Origin of the sequence: Endozoicomonas sp. ALC020, assembly GCF_049275935.1 — a bacterium.
In the GTDB taxonomy this organism is placed as follows: Bacteria; Pseudomonadota; Gammaproteobacteria; order Pseudomonadales; family Endozoicomonadaceae; genus Endozoicomonas_A.
The window spans coordinates 5,694,451-5,717,960 of record NZ_CP184830.1; the positions used below are offsets into that span (position 1 = coordinate 5,694,451).

A 23,510-nucleotide genomic window follows, 5' to 3' on the forward strand; every position below is an offset into this window, starting at 1 on the left:
AAAGCTCATCCGAAAAACCCGTTGTAAATACTTAACTGGCCAGATAGACAAGTATTTTTCTGACAAAGAAGTTGATTCAGCGAAAAGCACTCTGGCACAAGACAATTAACCGTTTAGCGATTCAGAAATTTTTGGCTATTCTCTGTTTCTACAACAAATAATGAAATCAACCAATGATGTTCCTTTATTTTTCCAGAACAGAAAGTCAAAACGGATTGTCCTGCCGTTTGCTATCAGGCGAAAAGAATGGAATTGATATTATTGACACAGCTTTTTTTGAGGGATTCGAATGCAAATTTGTCGTTTATTCATAGCATTTGTTGTTTCTCTGATAACTATCGTAGTTGTGCCATCAGTCTATTCTTCAACCATCATCGACCGACATAATCCCGATGGACAAAGAGTTCAGATTGAAATCAGCGACGATACAGATCCCCGGGATGTGAGTCATTGGCAAGTGAGTTTGCTGCTTTCGGAAAGCTTCAATGACCGAAACAGCATTCTTTGCTTTAAGGCACCTGTGGTACCAACTGATTTGAACAGTATCGCAATATGGGTCACGAACGACTTGAGTGACTATTGCTATAAGCTAGTGCTTCCAAATGAGAAGCAAACACCCGTCTTCCGGCCTCTCTCACAAGGTGCCTCTGAGAATAGCGCACTGGTTCGCTTGAAATCCACGACGGCGGACAGACCAGAGCTTATTTCTGTAACCACCGATCAACCGCTGAACGACAAAACCCAGGCTAGCCCGCTGACCCTTCTGCTCTATCCCGACAACCTGCCCGACATTGGGCTGAAAATCGGGCAAACCCGAAATAACACAATCACATTGAAAGGAGCCGGGTTCGCTGGCAACACCGATTTTACCGGTGGCGGTAATGGAGGCTTCTTCTATTCGCCTCCCCCCCCGGGAGGCGGAGGGGGAAGACCATCGGGATTCTTCGAAATTGACCTGGTTATCCTGAAACCCGTCATCAACTGGCTGATGTCCATAGGCAAGGATTCTGTCTTGTTTGCGGAACAGCGATCCCCGGCGCGTCTGAAAATGACACGCGTCAATGCCGACGGCTCTTCCAGTGAGGCCGTTATACCCGTTGGTTGGCTTAACTTCCTGAATATAGAACAACTGACCGATGTTAATTTCTGGAACACCCTCTTCCAGCGTGCCGCCACTACTTGCCCAGCCAGCGAGAGCCTTCAGTGGCAGCTTGACTGTCTAAAACTATTTCTTGAGTACACTGCCTTGAAGACAGATCATGCTGATGTATTAAAGGCAGGTAATGGGGATGGGGAGTCATCGGATAAGGTACAAGATAAATCACTAAAGAACGAAAATAACGACCATCAAAAAGAAAAAAAAGGTGCCCCTGAAGATCAGGAGCGCAATTCACAGCGAGAAAACAATGATAGCAGTGGAGATGGTAATAACAGAAAAGACGACAATGGAAAAGAAAGTGAAAAAAACAGCAGGACTCAAGACCTTCAGGTACTGGCGAAGCAACTTGTAGCCATCATTGAAAGCGACGATCCCGATGCCGTTTTTAAGCTGAGGCAAATACTGGTTGAGCTGAACATGCCTCTGCGTTTGCAGGTTTTGGAAACAAAAAGCACAAACACCGAGGGCATTAGTCTCACGCCCCTTGAGGCGATATTGAAGCTGCAGCGTTCCTGCTACGAAAACTCAACGCGCAACCGTTTTATCGAACAGCTGATAGAAGCCACCAGTGATAAAACACGGACTTTGGATGATATTAAGATTCCGTCTGAACTCCAGCCGATAATTCCACCTGACCGGACTCTGTCCGAAGCTGGAAACAAGAACCTGATCATTTTGTATAAAATTGTTCGGGATATAATCCACAGAGTCAACCAATCCAGCCAAGAGCCACCTATAGGACAATTTGAAAAATGTTGCTTTGCAGAGTACTTCGTTCAATTGTTCCTGCTCCGTTCCAACCCACTTGAACTTATTCTTTATCCGTTAGGACAAATATCAGATCCGGAAGTAAGGCTAGATATTCTTATTGGCGCACAGTCATTTACACTTTCCACCTCTTTTTTATATACCGTTACACAATTCCCTCAACACCCATCGTTTCATGAATTAAAACATTTCTTAAATCGACTGTTGATTCAGTTAAAAACTTACACTTTACCACAGCAGCCTCCACTGCAAGGGGCTGCAATCATTAGTAGAGACAGCACTTCTAACAGAACAATAGCCTCTGGCTTTGTCGACAACTCCCTTCTCACTCGGCAACCTTATTCCCAACCATCCCTGCCTGCACCGATGAAGTATACCCACGGACTACTTTCAGATACCCCAGCGATTACTCCGGGAAATCCATCTAATGCAGGCGACAGCCCCAACAATCAAGAATTTCAAACTATCAATTGTGGTTTAGAAAAGCTGGAAACTGTTTTAAATGAGTACAGCAGGCTAAGAATCGAAGTTGAGCTGAAAAGAGGAGCTCAGGAAAAACAAGAAAATAAAAGACAACAGATTGAAGAGTTAACTGAAAAAGTTAAAGGGCTAAGCAAAGAGAATCGAGAGTTAAGAATGGAGGCTGAAGGGTTAAGAAGGCAGAATCAAGCGTTAAATACAGATAACCAGGGATTACGGAGCTGCGTGAGCTACCTGCAGGCTGAAAACGAATGCTTTAGTAAACAACTTGAAAAGGCGCAGTATGTGCTCAGAGAGCTACGAGAATCATTAAACGCTATGCCCCATTGGGCGCAAGAACCTATGACAGCCGCCAGCCCGCCGATGGGAAGCAATGGTGCCGGGCATAGTGGTTCTTACCAGCAGTCGGGCACTCACAATGAGCTTGCAACCCCTTCGTATGAGGCGACAAACTCATCCAATGAGCATTCAGAGTTACCATCAGTAGACGATATGCCCCATGGAGAGCAGCAACCGATTTCAACGACCAGCCCGTCGAAGGCACAGTCAATGACATCTGTACAAAAAAAACCAATGTCGCTCTGTTTTCATTACTACAGACTCTGCCTTCTGAAATTTGACTGCTGCAGATTCTATTTCCCCTGCCATAGATGTCATAACGAAAGTGATCTATGCGAGGTTACGAATAAACTGCCGTTTGATGCAAAACAGTTTCAATGTTCTCTCTGCAAATATGAGGGGGACATTACAGAAAACTCCCAGAAATGCCCTGGCTGCCACCAGCAAATGTCGGAATATTTCTGTGCACGTTGCAAACTCTTTACCTCTAGCGAAAGATCCATGTTCCACTGCGATAAATGTGATGCTTGCCATAGGAGCAAGGATAAACTTTTTCACTGTGATGTTTGCAACCTTTGCCTTGATATAAATTTACAAAGCACGCACAAATGCCGGCAAATCTCAGGGCGCGAAACCTGCTGCATCTGTCTGGAAGAGGTCCCCGGCAGCCGTTTTGTCCTTCCCTGCTCCCACCAGGTCCACGGGGAGTGCGGCCTTGCGATGGTTCAAAACAGGTTAAAACACTGCCCTGTTTGCAGGCATCCCCTATACCCGTAAGAAGGTGAACATGAACATAATAATTGCCCGACGGTGTGCATTTATTGAAAGCGGTTTAACACGCCTTTTCTTTCCCATAATCCCTGGGTGATCTGCATTGATCCTGGTCAGTGAGATGCAGAGTTGTGAGACTCTGCCCTATCCCAATTATATTGTTTCTCCTGTCATGCGGGTTTCTTTGAGCTTTCTACTTACATATAGAATGGCTGTTATTCCAAGAAGAGTGCCAACAACACCAGCTCCAATGCCAACAGTAATGTCAAAAATACAAATAACATCCTTCCAATTATCTTTTTGAGACTTTTCTAAACTGGTATTATCTACGATAAAATCAAGATATTTTGATAGGGTTTCGAAGATAATTACGCCACCAGCCACGCCAGCGCTTGCGTCAAGTAATCCTAATAAATATGCAGTACCGTTCATGCTGTAGAATAGGGGGCCTCCGGAATTGCCATTTTCTGCATAACCAGCATAATTTAACTCATAAACTGAATTCTTAACTGATAACCATGTAAGAATCACTTTCTTCAAGGCATCGTGATCTGAATAAGCAGCAGCGTAAATGGGATTGATTTTATATAAATCATTTATTAAATATGTTTTATTATCGATTAAGGGTAGCTTTATACCTTTCTCATCCAGAAAAATTTTTTGATCTAGCTCAACTATCGCAAAGTCATAATTATAAATAATTCGTGAAGAATCAAATTTCGAGTACAATATATATCTGCTTGCTTTAACCGAAAATGGAGTCAAAGCATTTTTAAAATGAGCCTTAAGGCAGTCAGCATCCGGAAAAGAATCTAACGCATGAGCAACCGTTACTATATGTCTGTCTGATATCAATACTCCAGTAAAAGTGCCACCGGTATTTGTCATTTTAACAACCCAAGGTAGCAAGCCAGGTGCAACAACTTGAGTGGGTTCTGTGTATCGCTTTTGTCTATCTAATGCAAAAATGCAACTGGAGTAGACAATTAGAAAAACCAGCCCAAAATAGTGCATAACGACCTCACCTCAACCTTTCATACTATAAATTCAAAAAGGTAGTCTATAAACGCGACATAAATCGGGTTTTCGAAGGTCTCCAGGAGGCTGTCGGACTTGAGCGTCCGTCTGGATATGCTGGCGTATCCATTGATCCAGTCGTGGTATAGGTAGAATTTTCCCGTAAGTTACACATTGGTGGTCGTGTATGACTTTTAGTCGCCTGCCAGCGCTCGGCTGAAGCAGGCGGTTATGTTCCTTGAAACATCAATTATCGATAACGGAAATAAAGGTGCATAAGCCAATGATATGTTTGCCAAAAATAGTTTAGCGATGTTCTTATTAAAGTTCGGGTATGAGTAAGTAATCTATCATCAATATTGTGTTCATCATCCGGTCTTATTGCTTGTGCTTGCACAATTACATCTTGATCAGCATTCAACATTTGAATTTGGCCTTCCCGTAGCTCCAGAAAAATAACTTGAGGATTTATAACTGTAGTCCTGCGTGCATTTAATAGTGAACGATGATGAGCAATGGCATTTCTACAAATCGTATTAGTGACAGACGCACCTATAGAACCAACTATTAATGGTCGCTGTAAGTAAGAAGGGCATAGATTTACAAAAAACATCATGTGTGCAAAAGTGGCCGAGCCGGCACCTTGCAGTATTGGACTTAACGTGCCACTGATTCCATTATATCTGCAATAAGCTATCATTCCGGCAAAACAGACACTGGCTGAAAAAATAGTCACTCCATTTGGATAGCGTACCATCAGTCTTCTTATTGCTTGCGGTATCCATTCACCTGGAAAGAGATTGGCTCCCCGATTGATGCTATAGGGGATAAGCATCCCAGCATTTCGCATCTGCTCAAGTTGTTGTGAAAGCTGCTGAAGGAGTTCTTCATCTTCGGCATGCACATAAAATGTTTGTTGACCAATTTTCACCCAGCGTTTCTGCCAGTGACATGGGTCACGATCATCACCGCCGCTTGCTCCTCCTGATGAGGATATCGTGGGTGGGGGAGGCATCAGATCTGACCCCGCCATAGAGCTGGGACATACATCTAAAAATATGAATGTTAGCGTAACTAATACTCTAAAGCGGTAGAATAATATTTTGGCTTCATAAATAAATGACATATAGGTAACCCCTACGTCAGGATAGATATCGCCTCTTTTGATACATGACTTTCAATAAGTGAGAGCAGATAAAAAGAGACTGTTTTGGCTCGCTGCTGCAAAAAATGGAAGAACCCATTTTCCAGAAGGTGATGCTAGCAGCCTGTCGGACTTAAGCGTCCGTAGCGAGGATTGCAAGAAATTGAGGATAAAAATCTCTGTTTCTGAGGAGAATAGCGAGCTATTTGACGAAGAAACAGAGATTTTTAGACCAATTTATTGCAACCGCAGTAGGACAGTCTTAAGTCCGACAGGCTGCCAGGAGCCTGACCGAGAATAGCGCCCGACTAGGCGACCCCGTAGCGAGGACGGCAGAAAATTGAGGATGAAAATTCGGTTTTGTGAGGAGAATAGCGAGCTATTTGACGAACAAAAGCGGATTTTCAGACCAATTTGCTGCCGTCGCACGACTGCATGGATGCAGGAGCTAGAGCAACGCAGGAGCAGTTGCCGACGACTGCATGGATGCAGGAGCTAGAGCAACGCAGGAGCAGTTGCCGACGACTGCATGGATGCAGGAGCTAGAGCAACGCAGGAGCAGTTGCCGACGACTGCATGGATGCAGGAGCTAGAGCAACGCAGGAGCAGTTGCCGACGACTGCATGGATGCAGGAGCTAGAGCAACGCAGGAGCAGTTGCCGACGACTGCATGGATGCAGGAGCTAGAGCAACGCAGGAGCAGTTGCCGCATAGGGCAGACTATTCTCGGTCAGGCTCCTAGCCAGTAATGTTTTCGTGGCTCAGCTTAAAAAAGAGAAACCGGCATTACTGATGCAGCTCTGTATACTTGACGCAAACAGACAAAAGTGCAAGGTATACTCGTGCCCGTTGATGGTAAGAATCCATCGGCTCTGTTAGTTCTGACAAACAAGGCAAAGGGAACTTGTACTGTGAAGGCCCACGCCAGGCTCAACCTGTCGATACACAGGGTTCAGCGCTGGCAAAAAATGAAGAACAGGTACGGGAAGATAAACGTCAAAGGGAAGGTAACCTGTCCTGTCGTCACAGAAACACTGGAGAACTTGAGGATAGCTTAAAATTAAACCTCTACATATCAGTGCCTTATTTTTTTTCAGCTCATAATGAACTTATTGGCACGGCATTTGGTCTAACCATTCAGTACATCTGAAACAATCAATGAGCAAGCCATCAACTTTCAGGGAGCGCAATATGAGAGATGAGATTTTAGAACGTATTAAAGACCACAACGTCATTATTCACTATGCCATTGAATCCGGGAGCTGCGCCTGGGGAGTAGCGAGACGAAAACCATTCAGGCTATGCTGGGACTGAATGAATTCATGGAGTCACAACTCTCTGCGCTGGAAGCCTTCAAGGGCAGCCAGCAAACGACTGTGGGATCATTTGAGACCATCAATCACCTGCTCCATAAAATTTTGGACCATACCGCTGAAAAAAATAAGAGAGGTGCAACATCATGCCAGTGATTACTTTGCTAGAGGGTACCGATAGCCAAAAGCCAGTTAAGATTTGGACGGATGAGGTCAGCCCACAGGCACTTGAACAGATGCGTAAAGTCGCCAGCCTGCCCTTTATTCACAAACATGTGGCTGGCATGCCTGATATCCATCTGGGCAAAGGTGCAACAATAGGATCGGTTATTGCTACCACAGAAGCCATTATTCCTGCCGCAGTTGGCGTCGATATAGGCTGTGGCATGAATGCGGTTCAGTTATCACTGAAAGCCTCTGATCTGCCGGACAACCTTCTGGCCATCCGGCATGATATTGAAAAGGCTATTCCCCTTGGAGCCGGCGGACAGCATAAAGAAGCGCAAATAGCCGGAGATTCATCTGTTGCTCATGGCTTGCAACGTATTCTGGAAAAGCATCCGGATATTGTTCGTAGAGGCAATCGGGACAAGTTTGTTCGTCAGATGGGCAGTCTGGGTTCTGGCAATCACTTTATTGAACTGTGCCTGGATGAACACGACAACGTATGGGTAATGTTGCATTCCGGAAGCCGGGGTATCGGTAACCAGATAGGTCAGTACTTTATTCATCTGGCTCGAAAAGACATGGAAAGGCAGCAGATTCATCTGCCCGACAGAGACCTCGGCTACCTGAAGGAAGGCTCGGACCACTTTGATGATTACGTTGAAGCCGTGGCATGGGCACAAAACTACGCCCTGCTGAACCGGGAACACATGATGAACAGTATTCTCAACGTATTGCACCAGCATCTGAAACCGTTCACCGTCATCAATGAAGCTATTAACTGCCACCACAACTTTGTTGAGCAGGAGCTGCATGATGGCCAGCAAGTCTGGGTAACTCGTAAAGGAGCCATCCGGGCCAGAAACAACGAACTGGGCATTATACCCGGCTCTATGGGAGCCAGGTCTTACATTATCCGTGGCAGAGGCAATCCCGAAGCATTTTGCAGCTGCGCTCACGGAGCTGGACGGAGCATGTCCCGTACCGCTGCCAAAAAAACCTTCTCTGTTCGTGATCTTGAAGATCAGACACAGGGCATAGAGTGCAGAAAGGACAAAGGCGTACTGGATGAAATTCCCGCCGCTTACAAAAATATCGATAAGGTCATGAGCCTGCAGAACGATCTGGTTGAGGTCGTGTGCACACTGCGACAGATCGTTAATGTGAAAGGCTAGTGCAGCTAAGCTCTGATATCCATACACCCCTCGTTCCCACGCAACAGAGGGTGTCGCAAAACCCGTTCCCCTCCCGTCATTTCCGGCCTCACTCCCGTCATTCCCGCGAAGGCGGGAATCCACACAGACTCATCACCAGAACCATACTGCCCGGTGTCCCCCTGGCCTTTTCATCCGCGAGAAGGCAGAGACCCGCTGTTGGCGCTGGATTCCCGCCTTCGCGGGAATGACGACCTCAGAGTATCGGAACGAGTGGCCTGTATGGATATCAAGGCTTGGCTGCACTAGGAAAAAAGAGAAGTAGCAATGGTCTGGAGTTACCGAGTGATTGAAACCTGAAACCATGAATCCAGGTTTGCAGTGCGCAACGTGTATTACCAGGATGAAGGCAACATTCAAGGCCGGAATGGAAAGATACCAACAACATTCAGGAGACCGAACAATGAAAAAGCAAAAAAACGCTCGTAAGCACTCGCCTTTGGCGGTGCTGAAACTGATGCAAGGCCCTATGTTTCGCCAACGTCGGGAAGAGCTGAAAAACCGCTAAGTACTCAGCCGTACGGAATCGAATATTTCTGGCTTATTGGGCAGGTGCTCTGCAAGGCGCAACGACGGGAACATAGCAAGCTATGTGACCAGAGTTGCAACGCATCACGACTGCATGGATGCAGGAGCTAGAGCAACGCAGGAGCAGTTGCCGCGAGTGCCTGAACAATAAGTCAGAAAATATGATTTCGTATGGTTGAGTACTTATAACCGTAAAGATAAACATCGTGGTCGCAGCGATATCAGGCTGCATCAGAAAGCATTGAATAAAACAGTGTTTTCTTGTGCGGCTTGTTAAACTTTTTTTGCTTTAGTGTTGACAGGGTGATTGCCCGAGGGCATAGACCGCACGTAATCTTCCTGTTCCCTGGTTTCTATGGCTCCGATCCTGGCTTTTCGTACATTTGAAATAGCCTCATCAGATGATGCACCATAGGCCATTAGCAGTCTGGCAACCAACAGTCCGGTGCGCCCAAGCCCTCCACGACAATGAACCAATACTTTCTTCCCCTGGTCCAGGCAACGATAAATCGTATTAACAGACTGCTGCCAATGCTGTTCAAATCGGGCATCAGGAATGGAGAAATCTTTTATCGGCAAATGCAGCCACTGCATACCTGCTTTGTTAACCTCATCTTCAAGCTCACCGATACCCAGCATGTGGAACTCATGTTCTTCAATCAGAGAGATCACCAGCACTGCGCCCCATTTTTTTATAGTGGTAATGTCTGTAGCCAGATCCCGGTTCCAGTCCTCTCCAAACATTGACTGCCCCTTCTTACCGGGTGCAACGGCCATGCCCAGAATTCCACCTCCGGGAATAGAAACGCTATCAATGACTAAAGGATTTGATTGTGATGCTCGCATTTAAATGATTCCCGGACTTTATTCTGAGTTAATAATCGATATTCCCATAGTTTCTGACGGGATCTTTTAGTATATCCGAACAATCCGTTTTTGCAGATTTACGGAATTAGTTGTGACTGATGTTGTGTTCAGTAGTTTTGATTGACCCTGTAATCTTGTTGTTTGAGCCAATTAATACTACTATTTAGCTCATAATTTGAGTCGATTAAGATTCACAACCGGCTCACTATCTTGGGTAAACCCGTAAATGACCGATTATTCACCAACGCTGTGGATCTGGCAAAACAAAGACTGGCCCCAGTTTTGCTGGCAAGAAGAGGCTGTATTACCTCTACTCAGAGAAGTTCGCTTCAGCCTGGGAGTCCTGTTAGGAAAAGCCAGCGCTACCCAGAGTGATAAAGCAGAAGCCTCTGCACTGGACACCCTGCTGGAAAACATCATCACCTCTTCTGCCATCGAAGGTGAACGCCTTAATGCCCAGTCTGTCCGGTCATCACTGGCGAAACGCCTGAATCTCAAAGGTACTGATGACACTGCCTACCCGACTTCCGAGCGAACCGAAGGGTTGGCAGAAATGATGCTGGATGCAATCACTAACCTGGATGACCCTCTGAGTCTGGATCGTCTTTTCCAATGGCACCGCTGGCTGTTTCCCAATACAGAGTTTACCTTTCACAAGGTTCAGGCAGGTCAGTTAAGGAGCGATGAACCCATGCCGGTGGTGTCCGGACGTATTGATCGGCCCACCGTTCATTTTGAAGCACCGCCAAGAAGTGTATTGACCTCAGAGCTGGAGCGATTCTTTGTCTGGTTTAACCAGAGCAGAAACGATCCAAAGTGTGATCCCCTGCTTCGTGCTGCCATCAGTCATTTCTGGTTTGTGACACTGCATCCTTTTGATGATGGTAATGGGCGATTAACCCGGGCTATTACCGACCTGGCCCTGGCACAAGCCGATGCCCAAAGCATCCGGCTCTACGCTGTGTCCAGCGCGATTCTGGATAATCGCAAAGCGTATTATCAGATCCTGGAACAATCCCAGCGTGGGAAGGTGGACATCACCCACTGGCTGCTCTGGTTTTTACAAATGCTCGATGAAACGATCAAAGCCTCGTTGAGAAAGATTGATCGTACACTACACAAAACGCGGTTCTGGCAGGCATTTCACGATACGGGGCTTTCCGATGAGCAGATCAAAGTACTTAACCGGCTACTCGACGGCGGGGAGAAAGGGTTTGAATCCGGGATCAGTGCATCGCAATACCAGAAGGTGGCAGAAGTCAGCAAGGCTACAGCTACCCGACATTTGTCTTATTTATTGAATAAAGGATGTGTTGAGAAATTGCCGGGTGGTGGTCGCAGTACCCGGTATCAGGTCGCTCGTAAATGATCAGACGCTACATATCAACTACCGGAATGTTCTCTTGTCGTGACGGAGCAATAGCCATAACCGGGTCAATCACCAAAGCGATATGTGTTCCAAAAGTCGCTTATTCCGTTCCATGTAAACACTTCAGCAAGGCCAAACCAGACTGCGCCAGCGATCATTGAGGAAATAAGTCAGCAATGTGTTTGGCATTTACGCAGCATGACGTTCTTTAGTAATCCTGAGCCAATTCGCAGCCCCTGATGATGATTGTCAACGGCGGGCCGCCCCACATAACTCCGGCTTATGCGCATGTGACAAGGCTGATAACTCATCCAAAGCTGAAAGTCTTATAGCACCTACAGCCGCTTTGTAATCCATTAGATCCAGATATCGGACTCTGCGATGCCAGCACCAACCTGTGTCTGGACCGCCAGAGGATCAGACATATCCTGCAGCTCTTCTGCCACGACAGTCACATGTCATAGTCAATGGCGCCTGCAAATGCGTGTGGAGGAATTTTTTTCACTAAAAGATCCGGATAAAGTTTGTAAATAGAAAAAAAGGTTGAGATGACTACTGTCGTTCATCCCAACCAAAAAATCATTCAAAGAAAGTCATTAGCTGGCAGGCATTGGAATGATCTCAAACATTCCGTCAAAGTCATCCAGAGTTGCTGACAGCTTTTCTATCAGCTCTGCGTTGCCTTTGATCTCAGCATCACCTGACTTCAGGAGGGTTGTCAGGGAAGTTTGACCCAGCGCCATTTTTGTCAGGTCAGTTTTTTGAATGACCAGTTCAACATCAGTCTCCGGCAGTGTTTCCACTTCTATATTACTCATATTGGCGTTTGAAACTTCACCAAAAAAGCGCTGCTCCAAGTCCGGGTGATAAAGGCCAAAACTAAAGTCTAAACCCGCCTGCTCCGCTTTTTCGGCATTGAGGCGAACCGCCAGAAAGTCAAGAAACATGCCTGTTGGCGTATTAGCAATAACATCGGCAGAGGCCAGCTTAATGGATGGTTTGATCTCTCCGGTTCTTAACTCCACTGCACCTTGCAGGTAGGAGTTGCGCCACGCCATGGTTTCTGACTGATAACCCTGTTGCTCAAAGCTGTCAGCCAGTGCATAGCGATAATCCAGATTATCCGGGTGACATTGCACCAGATCGTTGAACAGCTGGGATGCTTCTTGATATTGCCCGTTATTGAAGTGTGAAACTCCTGCGCTATAAAGTGCCTCTGCACCCGCTGCATCCACATAAACACAGGACTTGTCTCTGGTTTCAAGCGGGTTGGTGTTTACCGGGTTCATATCGTGATAACCAAGATATAAATTGACCACCGCGCGAGCGTTGTGACTGTATGAACCGTGGTAGCCATTGGTGTGCCAGGTCTGCTTTTGAACCTCTGGCACCAGCTTCTCAATTTCACGACCTACGTCGTTAATAGTGGTGCCATGGTTGGCCAGGCGCATGGCCTGATTGTGAATAAAGCCATAGTTATCCCGCTGCAGGGTCATATACTCGGCAATTTCGTTGTTTTCAGTGGCGGGATCATTCCAGACTGGTGCAGAGTGTGCAGCGTGAATACTGTCAACCATTCCGGAATCCACAAAACGCATTTTCAGTTCAGTCAGATACTTGGTCCAGACCAGAGCATCACGAACTTTTGCTCCCCGGAAAGTGTAGATGTTATGCATGCCGTCATAAGTGAGCTCAGCGGTATTGAGTGAGCGGTATTGCGGAACATAGAGCACCATTTCCGCAGGTGCTTCAGCGCCCGGCATATTTATGGCATGAAACTCCAGGCCATCAATATTAATCACTTTTTCACGTGACGTAATTTCTGTCGTAGGCGCCACAAGAGTGACCTCGCCCCTTGACGTACCCAACCCCAGAGCATTGTCAACGATGCCTTTGGTACTATTGGTTAACGTTGTTCCATACTGATAGTTTGCCCGGCGGCCCATAGCAGTACCGGCGATGACGTTTTCGTCAGCCAGCTCTTTGATGAAATCTTTTGGCGCGTAGATTTGCGCGCCTTCGGCGAAGTTGCCGGACTCATAGACACCCCTGGAACCACCAAAGTGATCAGCATGCATATGGGAGTAAATCATCCCGGTAATTTTATGCTCACCATTGATTTCAGGCAGGTGTGTTTTGGCAAAATCCCAGGCAGCTGCAGCCGCTTCCCGGGACAACAACGGATCATGAATGACATAGCCGTTTTTGGATCGATAAATGGTCATATTGGATAGATCAGCCCCGCGAATCTGATAGACACCATCCGTCACCTGATACAAGCCACCCGCCGTATAATTCAGCATACCCTGACGCCAGATAGACGGATTCACCGTGGCAGGTATTTCGTCAATCGACATATCCGTCATGTACTGAAAACGATTTTTCAGCTCTCCCGCAGCATGATTGCCAAATTCTGTGATCAGCCCTTTGCGGGTACGTTCAAAAGCGGATACATCTTTCCATGGCAGGTTTTTTGCCAGATTCTGGTTTGCCTGTTCAGTATGGGCAGTGGCAGGTTTGCCCTGATAGTCCTCAAGGCTGGTATATTCAGCACTTGCATTAAACGACGCAAGAATAGCAAGGGTAATAGCTGATAGAGTCTGTGTCGGTTTCATAGTGGTCCTTATTCACAGTTGAACTGAAGACTCGATCACTTTAATGGCTAAATTCATAATGATAAATTTACGATTTTTTAGTTTAATCATCACTGCTGGTTATATATTGATGAAAGCATCAAAGTTCGACCTTAATCTCCTGCGAGTTTTTCTGGCGGTCTATCGCTATCAATCAATCACAGTGGCGGCTGAGGTTATGGAGCTAACCCAGCCCGGCGTCAGTGGCGCATTAAAGAGAATGCAAAACCAATTGGGAGATACCCTGTTTGTTCGTGATGGCCGAGGCATTGCGCCAACGGATTTTGCCCACGAAATAGCCCGCCAGATTGAGCCCGCCCTGGAAACTATAAACAATACTCTCATTGATATGCAGGGACTCAGCCATCATGGAAAGCGCCGGTTCATCGTGTATACCCCAGAGCCCGTAATGCTGATACTGCTCCCCAAGATTGAAGCTGACTCAACATTGGAAAACCGGGAAATAGTGCTTTTCCCAACACCGACCACTGAGGAAGAGTTACTTGATAAGCTCAATTTACGGCAAGCGGATTTAGCAATAGATTTTGCTCATGTCTCCACCTTATCTTATTTTTCCCAGCCTTTGTTTACTGACCAGATCTGCCTGATTGCCAGCCAATCCCACCCCAGAATCCAGGGAAGCGTTACAGCTGAGCAGTTTTATCAGGAAAAACATATAACGTTGAAACTAAGGCGTGAAAATACATTTTTGGCAGACTCTTTTACGCAAGAGCCCCTGCAACCAAGGAAGGTTATGGCTGAGTGCGACTCCCTGCTTGCGTTAATGGCTCTGGTAGCCAGTAGTGAAAGTATTGGCACTATGAGCAGCAGTCTGGCAAAGATGTTTTCTCAACAATTTGGTTTACAGATCATGAAAATACCGTTTCGTTCTTTGCCCATTAACTACAAATTGCTAGCCCATAGCCGGGTCCGGAATAGCAAAACCAACTGCTGGTTGCGCAGTAAAATTCTGTCTTATGTCACAGAGTTAAGGGGTGAATAGAAAAGGGCGGGCAGATCATTCCTGAAAAAGCTCCGTGACGGCACGATTCTGGATGGACTTCTTTGCTATCTTCCAGAACTCAAGTGCTCAGGAGGGTGTCAAAAAAGTAGCAAGCAAAGCTGCTGATGAGCAGGCAATTCCCCACACCGCAGGTAAATCACGCAGAGATATGACAGAAGCAAGCATTCAACAGACCTGTCCCAGGTACTTTCATACTCTTTTTAATGCAACTGGTGAAGGCACCTGACCACTTTCAGCATAAATTAGCCGGATCGAACCAGGTTGGCCGTAGAAATTCAGGTATAACCACAGATGATGAAAACCGGACAGGTTTGAGAAACTACAACCAATGGACAAAGGGGGAGCAAAGGACTTGCTTGCAAGATGCATGCAAGGAAGGCCAACAACAGGCTGACGCCATTTCGAAGCTTCTCTGGAAACGTCAATCGCAAGATTGGCGTTTTTTTTCGTCTGGTTGTACCTTCAACAACGCACTTCAGCAATGCGCCAGCCAAAAGTTCTTATCGTGTCAGATCATCACCGCAGCATCCACATTTTAGCCCTGCGCCCCGGTATGTATAGCCTACGCCATTGGCTGTTTACTATGAATGTGTCAGCAGGTTCGATGACATCAAAGTAAGTTTGATGCCAGAAGAATTTGTGCTCCTCTGTATTTACCCAATACTCCTGGCCATGTTCACACTTGTTGATACCAACCACCGCAGCGGCGTCAGGCTCACCTCGGCTAAAAAGAAGAAAACAATCACCCTGCCCTATTATTCTCATTGGTAGCCCCTGGTTGGTTCTGTGAACTTCGAGCAACAGATTCTTGGCATCTTCATCCTTAATTCGCGTAAGCCCCCCAAGCTCGTTGAAGGTCTTACGCGAATGAAGATGAGAGCCGGTTACAGCAACGCTCGTCAGCAAACAGCGCCATGAATATCACGTTTTCCTGACAAGCCCTGGCAATCCGGGGACTGGAAGTTATGCTGTGGAATAGGCGAACAGAACCGCCTTTAATAACATGGCAGGGTCATCAGCTGGGCACCTGCCGCCGAACTACAAACTCTGATAATTTGCCCTGTGGTAGAGTTTGTAAATCAGGTAGCCCACAGAAGCAATCACACCAATTAAAACAAACGCTGCAACTTCTCCAGCTATTCCTTCTCCGATGGAGTCAGCAGTTTTTTTGCCAGAATGCTTTGGATCAGGTTTACCTTTACAACCTGGCATACAGCCTTTGGGTCTGCAAATCACAGATTTGCTGCCGGTCAACGACGAATTAGACCACGTATACTGGGCTGAACAAGATTTGCATGTAATAAAATCACCCTTCCTCTCATAATCCATTTCATCAGAATTAAAAGCGTACGAAGAGTTGAATGTACACTGCTCTTTTGACTTGGGGTTAACGCATGACCCATTTACATCAAGACCTGCAACACCTTCTGGTGATATAACTTCACTACAATTGTACATCCCCCTTTCTCGGCAATGAAAATAATAAGTATCGTTAGCCCTTGGACATCCGGGGTCATAGTCTTTTGCAGAAGCGTTTAATAAGTAGGATGACCTGATGCAAGTATCGCTTACCACTACGCAGAACAGCTGGTTTCTTAGTCTAACCGGAGCCCCATCAGGGATACTGATATCCGATGGCAGCTTGATCATTGTTTGCACTCCGGAATTTTGCTGGCTATCAAAGATAAAATAATGCTTTGTAACATTCATCTCTTCATCGCCTTGTTGCATGTAATAAGCCGTTAGCTCAATTCCATTTGTAACATTAACGGTACTCAATACAGGCGGTTGATAGGGCAAGTTATCAGCATAAAGATCTATAGACAGGAGACCTGCTGTAGCCGACCGATTATGTGAAGTTTGAATATGGCCAAGCTTCACGCTACCGGGACTCAGTACATTTATGTCAACGGCTTGCATGAATAGCGCGAGTATTTGCTTGGCGCAGGATGGCGAGGTAAAAATATGCTTTTTTGAAACCCGCACCCCAATACAAGGTTGAGCCTTTTCTGCAATGTAAATCCGGGGTTGAAAGTAAACAAGATTTTCGAAAGCGTTGCCCTGCGTATTTTCTTCGGCAAAGCTTTGAGCAGATAAAATTAGCAATAACAAACAATAGAAAAATGTTTTGTAGTTGTGCAGTCTCATAATAAATAACCTCTGATGAATTAACACTTACGCCGCCTGCTTATTTACAGCGGGTAGCGCTGCCGTAGCAGTTAGACTCGGAAAAACCTTCAGGCAGTAAAAAATACTGAAGCAGGTATGTACCAAGGCAATTGTTTTCATGATATTCATACACACAGCAGGCTTTAGAAGACCTGAGAGATACGATAGAAGCGACGATGCAGTATAGCTTGTAGCGCTCGGTCTGGACTGAAAACCTGAGCAAGCTTCAAGGCATAAAATCCTACGTTTCAGACCTGGAAAAAAATATCAGTTCGAAACGTAGAGTTGAACAGAAGTAAGCGAACAGACTCCCTCCAGGAGGCCGACCGAACAGATAAAAACATCAGACACCTGACCGGAAAGACACCTGAAAGTGATCTAGGAGCCTTAGACCGAGAATAGCGCCCGTAGCGAGGACGGCAGGCTGCTAGAGGTTTTTTCCAGCTTTCGTTTCCAGTATCCAAATTTGGATACCCGGATGTCGTGCTGCTTGCACCAGGCATTCTGGGACAGTCCCGACGCCTGCCAGGCCTGGATGCGTTCTTGCCATTCATTGTGCTCGGGTGAGTTTTTTGCCATACCGGCCTCCGTTTTCTTGGGAGGCTTATCATTTCAGGCTGGAGTTTGATTCTGAAGTACGTGGGCTTGTTTGGCGTTTACGGTTTAACAACCAGGATCCACGTTGCGACGGATGCGCTTGGTAATCCTCTTCGCTTCATTCTCACGGCTGGACAAGCATCAGAATACGGACAGGCAAATGCTCTGATAGAGTGATTTTCAGCGGACTCCGTTCTTGCTGACAAGGGATATGACTCAAATGCATTCCTCCTCGAGGTCAAGAAGTCAGTTGCTGAAGCAGTGATTCCCCCGAAGTGAAATCGGGTAGATCAGCAAAAATATGACAAAGAAATCTACAAGGAGCAAAATCTAATAGTGAGAAAACGTGAGTAACAGGTACAAAAAAAGCCTCCCATTTCTGGAAGACTTTTTGGAGTTGGTGCCCGGAGCCGGAAAATTAATCCTGGATATTCCAGTTACTTACAGAATTAGTGGTAATCCTGTTGTGATCAAAAAATTTGAACGTTGCCAGCATCACCTGTTTTCCGGGTACTTTCAGGGTGCCTGTGTTCGGAGTCCGTCTGGGCAGTAATATTAGCCATGATTTTTCAATCACGCCCTGCGCGAATTTCACGGGACTTGATAAGGAAAAATCCTTTTCATGCGCGTAGCGTCGCCTGTTGACCCGTCGGACAGAACCGTCATGGCAGAGCAATCCTGTCAAAACCAATCTGCCAGATCGTCCAGAGAAAAGCCCCTGTACTCAATTTCATACCCCTTCAGTTGCTGCACCAACTTGGTGGCTTTTTCCTGTAAATGCGTTTTTCGGATATTTTTCGGGTTACGCTTGATTTCAGCAATCAGGACTTTTTTATCCAGTTCATTGACCGCGACAAGATCAATTTCATTCTGGTTCCCTCTCTCCCAGTAACTGCCGACGATATTGTACTCGCCAGTTTCCGCAATCACTTCCCTGACGATTTGTTTCAGCCAGTGACCACTCCAGGTCTGGTAATCACGCTCAATGACTTTATGGATAAACGGAAAGTTGCCAATCTCCACTGCGCTACGGTGCTTATAAATAAAGCGAAACCAAAAGGCCAGGAAAGCATCGGCAATACGATATTTAACCAACCGGGTTCCCGGTTTAGACAACACTGGTCGGTTTCGGCTGATGATATCAAATTCATTTTCCAGGCGATCAAGCTGTGGCCCCACGGAAATACCCAGCAAAGATTCTATTTCAGGTCGGCTCGTACTCCCGGAAGCAATAGCAGCCAGTATGGAAAAATAGGTACCATGTTCAGGTCCGAACTCTTCAGCCAGACGATAATGCCCTTCCTCAATGACCAGACTGTGTGCGTTAATCAGCTGCGACCAAAGGTCGGTTGCAGGATCAATGTTAAACAGCCACTCCAGATATTTAGGAACACCGCCACTGAGCATGTACCACTGCAGAAGTTTTTCAGGTGCAAACTCCTGTCGGTCATTCAGCATCTGGGCGATATAGCGACAACGCAACGGCTGAAGGTTGATGCGATGATCGGCACGACCAAACAAGGGCTCTCGTCCATCCTGAAACAACCGGGTCATAAGGCTGTATAAAGAGCCACAGCAGACCAGGTGCATACGACTCTGTTGTCTGTATCGATCCCATAAATCCTGAAGTTCGGAAAAAAACGCCCGATTAACCCGCTGGATATCCTGAAATTCATCCAGTATGACGGTAACCGGCGTTGTGATGCTGAACTGCAACAGGATTTCCATGACTTCCGGAAGGCGTGCAGGCTGACCAAATATGGGAATATTTAAGACCGTTCTGATTTGCTCGACAAACTCCTCGCAAAGCAATGACTCCTGCTTTCTGGATACGAACAGATAGATAGAGGCTGCAGAAGTATTGCGCTGAGGAAAGGTTTTATTTAACAGCGCTGTTTTACCGACCCGGCGCCTTCCTACTACAGTTGTCAGGTGGGCCGTTCCTTTAGAGGCTAGTTCACTCCACTCACGGAGCTGTTCAAGCTCATCTTCTCGATTATAGAATATCATAAAAAGTTACCGTAATAATTATTACAGTAACTATATCACAAAAATGATCCTCTCCATACAAATATGCTCTGCGCAAACATCGAGCTATAAGTACTCAGCTACCTTCAGTGGCGATGGCCGCTATGTGGTGACCGCCAGCCTGGATAGCAAAGCGAAAATCCATGGCAAAAAGAACGAAGGATCATGGCCCTGCTGTGTCGGGAGTGTTGCCCAGGTTTGCTTCTGCCTTCTCAAGCATCAATATCAGCTGCTCACGTTTTTTCCTCCTGGCCAGGACCAGGGGTGTCTGGCCATGGCAATCCCTGGCATGGATATCAGCGCCGCTGTCGATCAGTACAGACAGAGACCGAATGGCATTTAACATGACAGCATGATGCAGCACCGTCCGGCCCATGCTGCTGGTAGCATCGATATTTGCCCCGTTATGGATCAGGAATTGTGCAGTCTTTGCCATGTCCCGCTTCATGGCCTTGTGCAGCGGGGTCAAGCCTTCAGGTGAAGCGATATTAACATCTGCCCCGCTGTTAATAAGGACTTGAGCACAGTCGATTCGGCTACACTGGGCCGCGTGATGCAAGAGCGATTCCCCTCCCTTTAACTCATTGACGGAAATACCGGACTTTGTCTGCTTATCAATCAACAGTTCCAGGCAGGCAGAATGACCATGTCGGGCAGCGTAGAACCCGGGCGAAAATCCACCGCTATCCGTGGCACTGATATTGGCATTGTTATCGATCAGGACTTGCACACACTGCACGTGACCGTTCATGACGGCCAGGTGCAGGGGAGTCAGGCCCTGTACATTCCTGATATTAATATCTGCTTTATAAGCCAAAAGGAGTTGAACACACTCCAACTGGCCAAATTGTGCGGCCAAATGCAGAGGGCTCCAATGCCTGTTACTCCTTAAATTAATATGCACATGGTCTTTAGCATTCAACAACACAGCCATACAACGAACCCTGCCAAACTGAGCAGCGATGTGCAGGGGGGTAAAGCCTGCCTCATCCACGGGATTGATGCTCACCCTTTTGTCCATCATCAGTAACCGAAGACATTCACTGTGATCATTTTTGCTGGCAAAATGCATGGGCGTCCATCCCCCTCCTCGTTGGGAGCTAACGATCAGCGCCTGGTGTTCAAGCAAGACTTTCAGACACTTTACACTCCCTTCCCGGGCAGCAATATGCAGGGGCGTCAAGCCATAAAGGGTCCTGGCATTGATATCAGCCCCTTGCCTGATCAAGGCCAGCAGATACTCCACGCTGTCGAACATGAGGGTATTATGGAGGGGGGTATTATTGCCCTCTGTAAGGGCCTGGATGTTGGCACCGTATTTGAGCAGGATATCCACGGAGTTTCGCTGGGGAGTTAAGGTGGCTCTGTGAAGAGCAGTCATACCGTCAGAGGTGGCCGCATTGACCTCATGCCCGGCGCCAAGCAAAAGTTCCACACATTCAACATGTCCCTGATCTGTGGCACTGTGCAGGGGTGACCAGCCAGGGTCTGTGGTGGCTTCAATAAACCCGGCACCATGAGCGAGTAAAAGCTGTACACACTCCGGATACCCTTGATGGGCAGCGTTGCTCAGTGGCGACAAGTTTCTGTTGTTTCTGCAATTGACGTTTGCCTGTCGGTGCAGCAGCCACTCCACGCACCGGGCGTTGCCAGCCAGGGCTGCCATATGTAGGGGCGTAGAGCCGCCGTTGTCCGTGGCATCCAGCAGGCTGGCATTGTGCTTGAGCAACAGTTCCAGAAAGTCCATACGGCCAGTAAAGGCGGCAACGTGCAGGGCTGTCCAGCCATTGTCGTCTTTGGCATCGACAGCTAACCCTCTGTCAAGCAGTACTTGCAGGGAATTAATGGGGCCACTTCGGGTGAGAACATGCAAGAGCGTCTTGCCCTTGTCCAGCAGGGCATTGATATCGGCTCCGTGATCCAGCAGGATTTGAGCACACTTGCCATGACCATTCAGAACGGCAAGGTGCAGTGCCGTATGGTGGTGATCACGGGTGGCATCTATGTTCTCTTCATGCCTCACCCAACTCCTCTCCCGTTTCTGTCTGGGCCCGATGAAGAGCAGGGCTGCCACACACGCATCGTGCCCCATCATAGCTGCGAGATGCAGGGGGGTGGTTTCAAAATGGTCAATTTCATTGCCAATCGCCTTGAATTCAAGAAAACGTTCCACGCACTTCACCTCACCATGCAGGGCAGCGCTGTGCAGGGGCGACCTGCCCATACTGTCCCGGATATTGATATTGGCACCATTGCAGACCAATGTCCTGACACACTGCTCCTGGCCAAATTCGGCAGCAAAATGCAGGGGCGTCGCGCCTGAAGACGAGACGGCATTGACATCAGAGTGATGGTCAATAAGCATCTGTACACACGCCTCATTGCCGACCTGGACAGCGATATGCAGCAGCGTGAGATGGCCACCGTAAAACGCTGAGTAGAAGCTTTGACCGGCCAGCTCGGGTTCCCGGTCAAGCCAGTCAGACAGCGCCTCAATATTTCCGGAACGACAGCATTGCAGGGGCAGGAGTTCATCGCCAGAAGTGGCCTGGTCATACAGTGGCTCAGCTGCAGCCTCATCTTCACCTTCATCTGACAGTTCCATATCTACCCCGGTGGCACGCTGCACAGCACGCTGGAGTCCCCGTTGCTCACCTCTTGGTATCGTTTCTGCACCCTGGCGAGTAAGCATTAAAGTACCTCCTACAGAACCATCATCAGCAGAAACGGTATTTGCACCGCCCCTCCAGACAGGTACACCCCGTTGCGAGGCAGATGGTTTTTGAACAGGCAGAACGGCTACCGGTGCAAGGAAACGTTCCAGGACAGCATTGATCTCGTCATTTCTGTTTCTTTGATGCCTACTTCTAATTTGATTGGCAATCATATAACCCAGTGCTGTTACTGCGTTTTCAGACTCTGTCAACACCGCCGAAGCTCCCCCGGTTGCACCTTCAGTGGTTTGGGGCGCATTGCTTATTTCTCTTTGCTTTTTGGCTACCAAATAGTTATAAAGTTTTTTCAGCTTTAGCGATTGATCTTTCTTGCAGAATCTTTTCATAAACTCATCTTTCGCAGCAAGGTTGTCAGGAAACATTGCGTGCAACAAAGAATAAAAAGTGGTTGCTGTGGGCGATTTCTCCGCCAAAAACCTCAGCAGAATCATAGTGTCATTGATATCTCCAGTATCTGGGTAGTTGTTATAATTGATATAGGCCGTCACTTCCAGAAAAGCTGGCGTTAACGGATAATCCAGAAAGTCAGAGCGTAACGCTTTGTTGTCGTTTATTCCCGGTAGTCCATAATTTGTCGGTAAGAGTGTCTTTCCCTGATCGCCAAGACCTGAAAGAGAAAAAATAGCCTGACCCGGAGTCAGGCTGCCTGAATAGTATTCTTGCTGACTGCCCTTTTGATTTAAACCAGTCGGCCATTCTTTTGCCGCTATAGTAATACCTGAAAAATGCTGCCCTGTTTTTTTAATATCAGCTGAAGCATCAACAGGCGCAAAAAAAACCTTCTTCTTTTTTGCCAGAGCCTGCAAATCAATAGGTATCTGATTATCTGAAATATCAGTCACAACCAGAGACTGGTGAGCATCTGCCCGAAGTCTGATGATATTTTTCTTGTTAATGTCAGAAATAAGGAGTACCGAGCCTTTTTGGGAATCAAAAAATGGAGTAAAACCATGGATCGATAAAATCATATCGGCCTCAACAATAATGAAACCGTCACCGAGAACTATAGATAATGGCCCAGGCGGAGCATTTGGGAGAGTAGCTCCTTTAACCGTTCCAGTGGTAATCAAAATAGAAATTAACAATGTCTGCAACAAACTTTTTTCCACTGAAAAACCTCACTTAACATATAAATTTGAGCATACCTGAATATCCAAATCCCCCCTGTGCCAGCATAGTTGTCGCCTCTC

At 47.0% G+C, this 23,510-nt stretch carries 14 protein-coding genes; 5 read left to right on the forward strand and 9 right to left on the reverse strand.

Features of this window, described 5'->3' with window-relative positions:
• Positions 1 to 289: 289 nt before the first annotated feature.
• A complete protein-coding gene (locus ACOJUO_RS20830) occupies positions 290 to 3,523 on the forward strand; it encodes a CHY zinc finger protein (RefSeq protein ID WP_422138031.1) in 3,234 nt (1,077 codons plus the stop codon).
• Positions 3,524 to 3,670: 147 nt separating this feature from the next.
• Here ACOJUO_RS20830 and ACOJUO_RS20835 read toward each other — a convergent pair whose 3' ends face one another.
• Entirely contained in the window at positions 3,671 to 4,531 is an 861-nt protein-coding gene (locus ACOJUO_RS20835; protein WP_422138032.1) for a trypsin-like serine protease, read from the reverse strand.
• A gap of 253 nt (positions 4,532 to 4,784) precedes the next feature.
• On the reverse strand, positions 4,785 to 5,660 hold the full coding sequence (locus ACOJUO_RS20840; protein WP_422138033.1) for a hypothetical protein: 876 nt from the start codon (positions 5,658 to 5,660) through the stop codon (positions 4,785 to 4,787).
• Positions 5,661 to 7,137: 1,477 nt separating this feature from the next.
• Here ACOJUO_RS20840 and ACOJUO_RS20845 point away from each other — a divergent pair.
• Together ACOJUO_RS20845 and ACOJUO_RS20850 are read left to right on the forward strand one after the other, a co-directional pair.
• Positions 7,138 to 8,331, forward strand: coding sequence for an RtcB family protein (locus tag ACOJUO_RS20845; protein ID WP_422133852.1), 1,194 nt, complete (start codon positions 7,138 to 7,140; stop codon positions 8,329 to 8,331).
• Positions 8,332 to 8,484: 153 nt separating this feature from the next.
• Positions 8,485 to 8,619 carry a hypothetical protein gene (locus ACOJUO_RS20850; RefSeq protein WP_422132603.1) on the forward strand — a complete coding sequence of 45 codons (135 nt, stop codon included), beginning with the start codon at positions 8,485 to 8,487 and terminating at the stop codon, positions 8,617 to 8,619.
• Between the two features lie 552 nt (positions 8,620 to 9,171).
• Here the strand turns inward: ACOJUO_RS20850 and ACOJUO_RS20855 are convergent.
• On the reverse strand, positions 9,172 to 9,744 hold the full coding sequence (locus ACOJUO_RS20855) for a cyclin-dependent kinase inhibitor 3 family protein (protein WP_422138034.1): 573 nt from the start codon (positions 9,742 to 9,744) through the stop codon (positions 9,172 to 9,174).
• A 247-nt stretch (positions 9,745 to 9,991) separates the two neighbouring features.
• Here ACOJUO_RS20855 and ACOJUO_RS20860 point away from each other — a divergent pair, with 247 nt between their 5' ends.
• Entirely contained in the window at positions 9,992 to 11,134 is a 1,143-nt protein-coding gene (locus ACOJUO_RS20860) for a Fic family protein (protein ID WP_422138035.1), read from the forward strand.
• 596 nt (positions 11,135 to 11,730) lie between these two features.
• Here the strand turns inward: ACOJUO_RS20860 and ACOJUO_RS20865 are convergent.
• A complete protein-coding gene (locus tag ACOJUO_RS20865) occupies positions 11,731 to 13,749 on the reverse strand; it encodes an alkyl/aryl-sulfatase (RefSeq protein WP_422138036.1) in 2,019 nt (672 codons plus the stop codon).
• Between the two features lie 109 nt (positions 13,750 to 13,858).
• On the opposite strand from ACOJUO_RS20865, the gene ACOJUO_RS20870 reads away from it, so the two are divergent.
• Complete coding sequence (locus ACOJUO_RS20870) at positions 13,859 to 14,770, forward strand: LysR family transcriptional regulator (RefSeq protein WP_422133856.1); 912 nt, start codon at positions 13,859 to 13,861, stop codon at positions 14,768 to 14,770.
• Between the two features lie 537 nt (positions 14,771 to 15,307).
• On the opposite strand, the gene ACOJUO_RS20875 is transcribed toward ACOJUO_RS20870, so the two are convergent.
• From ACOJUO_RS20875 to ACOJUO_RS20895, 5 genes are all read right to left on the reverse strand, one after another.
• A complete protein-coding gene (locus tag ACOJUO_RS20875) occupies positions 15,308 to 15,697 on the reverse strand; it encodes a hypothetical protein (RefSeq protein ID WP_422138037.1) in 390 nt (129 codons plus the stop codon).
• A 132-nt stretch (positions 15,698 to 15,829) separates the two neighbouring features.
• Positions 15,830 to 16,939 (reverse strand): hypothetical protein, encoded by a 1,110-nt coding sequence (locus ACOJUO_RS20880; protein ID WP_422138038.1) that lies wholly within the window; start codon positions 16,937 to 16,939, stop codon positions 15,830 to 15,832.
• 408 nt (positions 16,940 to 17,347) lie between these two features.
• Positions 17,348 to 17,539, reverse strand: coding sequence for an IS66 family insertion sequence element accessory protein TnpA (gene tnpA, locus ACOJUO_RS20885; RefSeq protein WP_422133859.1), 192 nt, complete (start codon positions 17,537 to 17,539; stop codon positions 17,348 to 17,350).
• A gap of 699 nt (positions 17,540 to 18,238) precedes the next feature.
• Positions 18,239 to 19,567: an ATP-binding protein gene (locus tag ACOJUO_RS20890; protein WP_422138039.1), complete on the reverse strand. Its 1,329-nt coding sequence runs from the start codon at positions 19,565 to 19,567 to the stop codon at positions 18,239 to 18,241.
• A 181-nt stretch (positions 19,568 to 19,748) separates the two neighbouring features.
• On the reverse strand, positions 19,749 to 23,288 hold the full coding sequence (locus ACOJUO_RS20895) for an ankyrin repeat domain-containing protein (protein ID WP_422138040.1): 3,540 nt from the start codon (positions 23,286 to 23,288) through the stop codon (positions 19,749 to 19,751).
• Positions 23,289 to 23,510 lie beyond the last annotated feature (222 nt).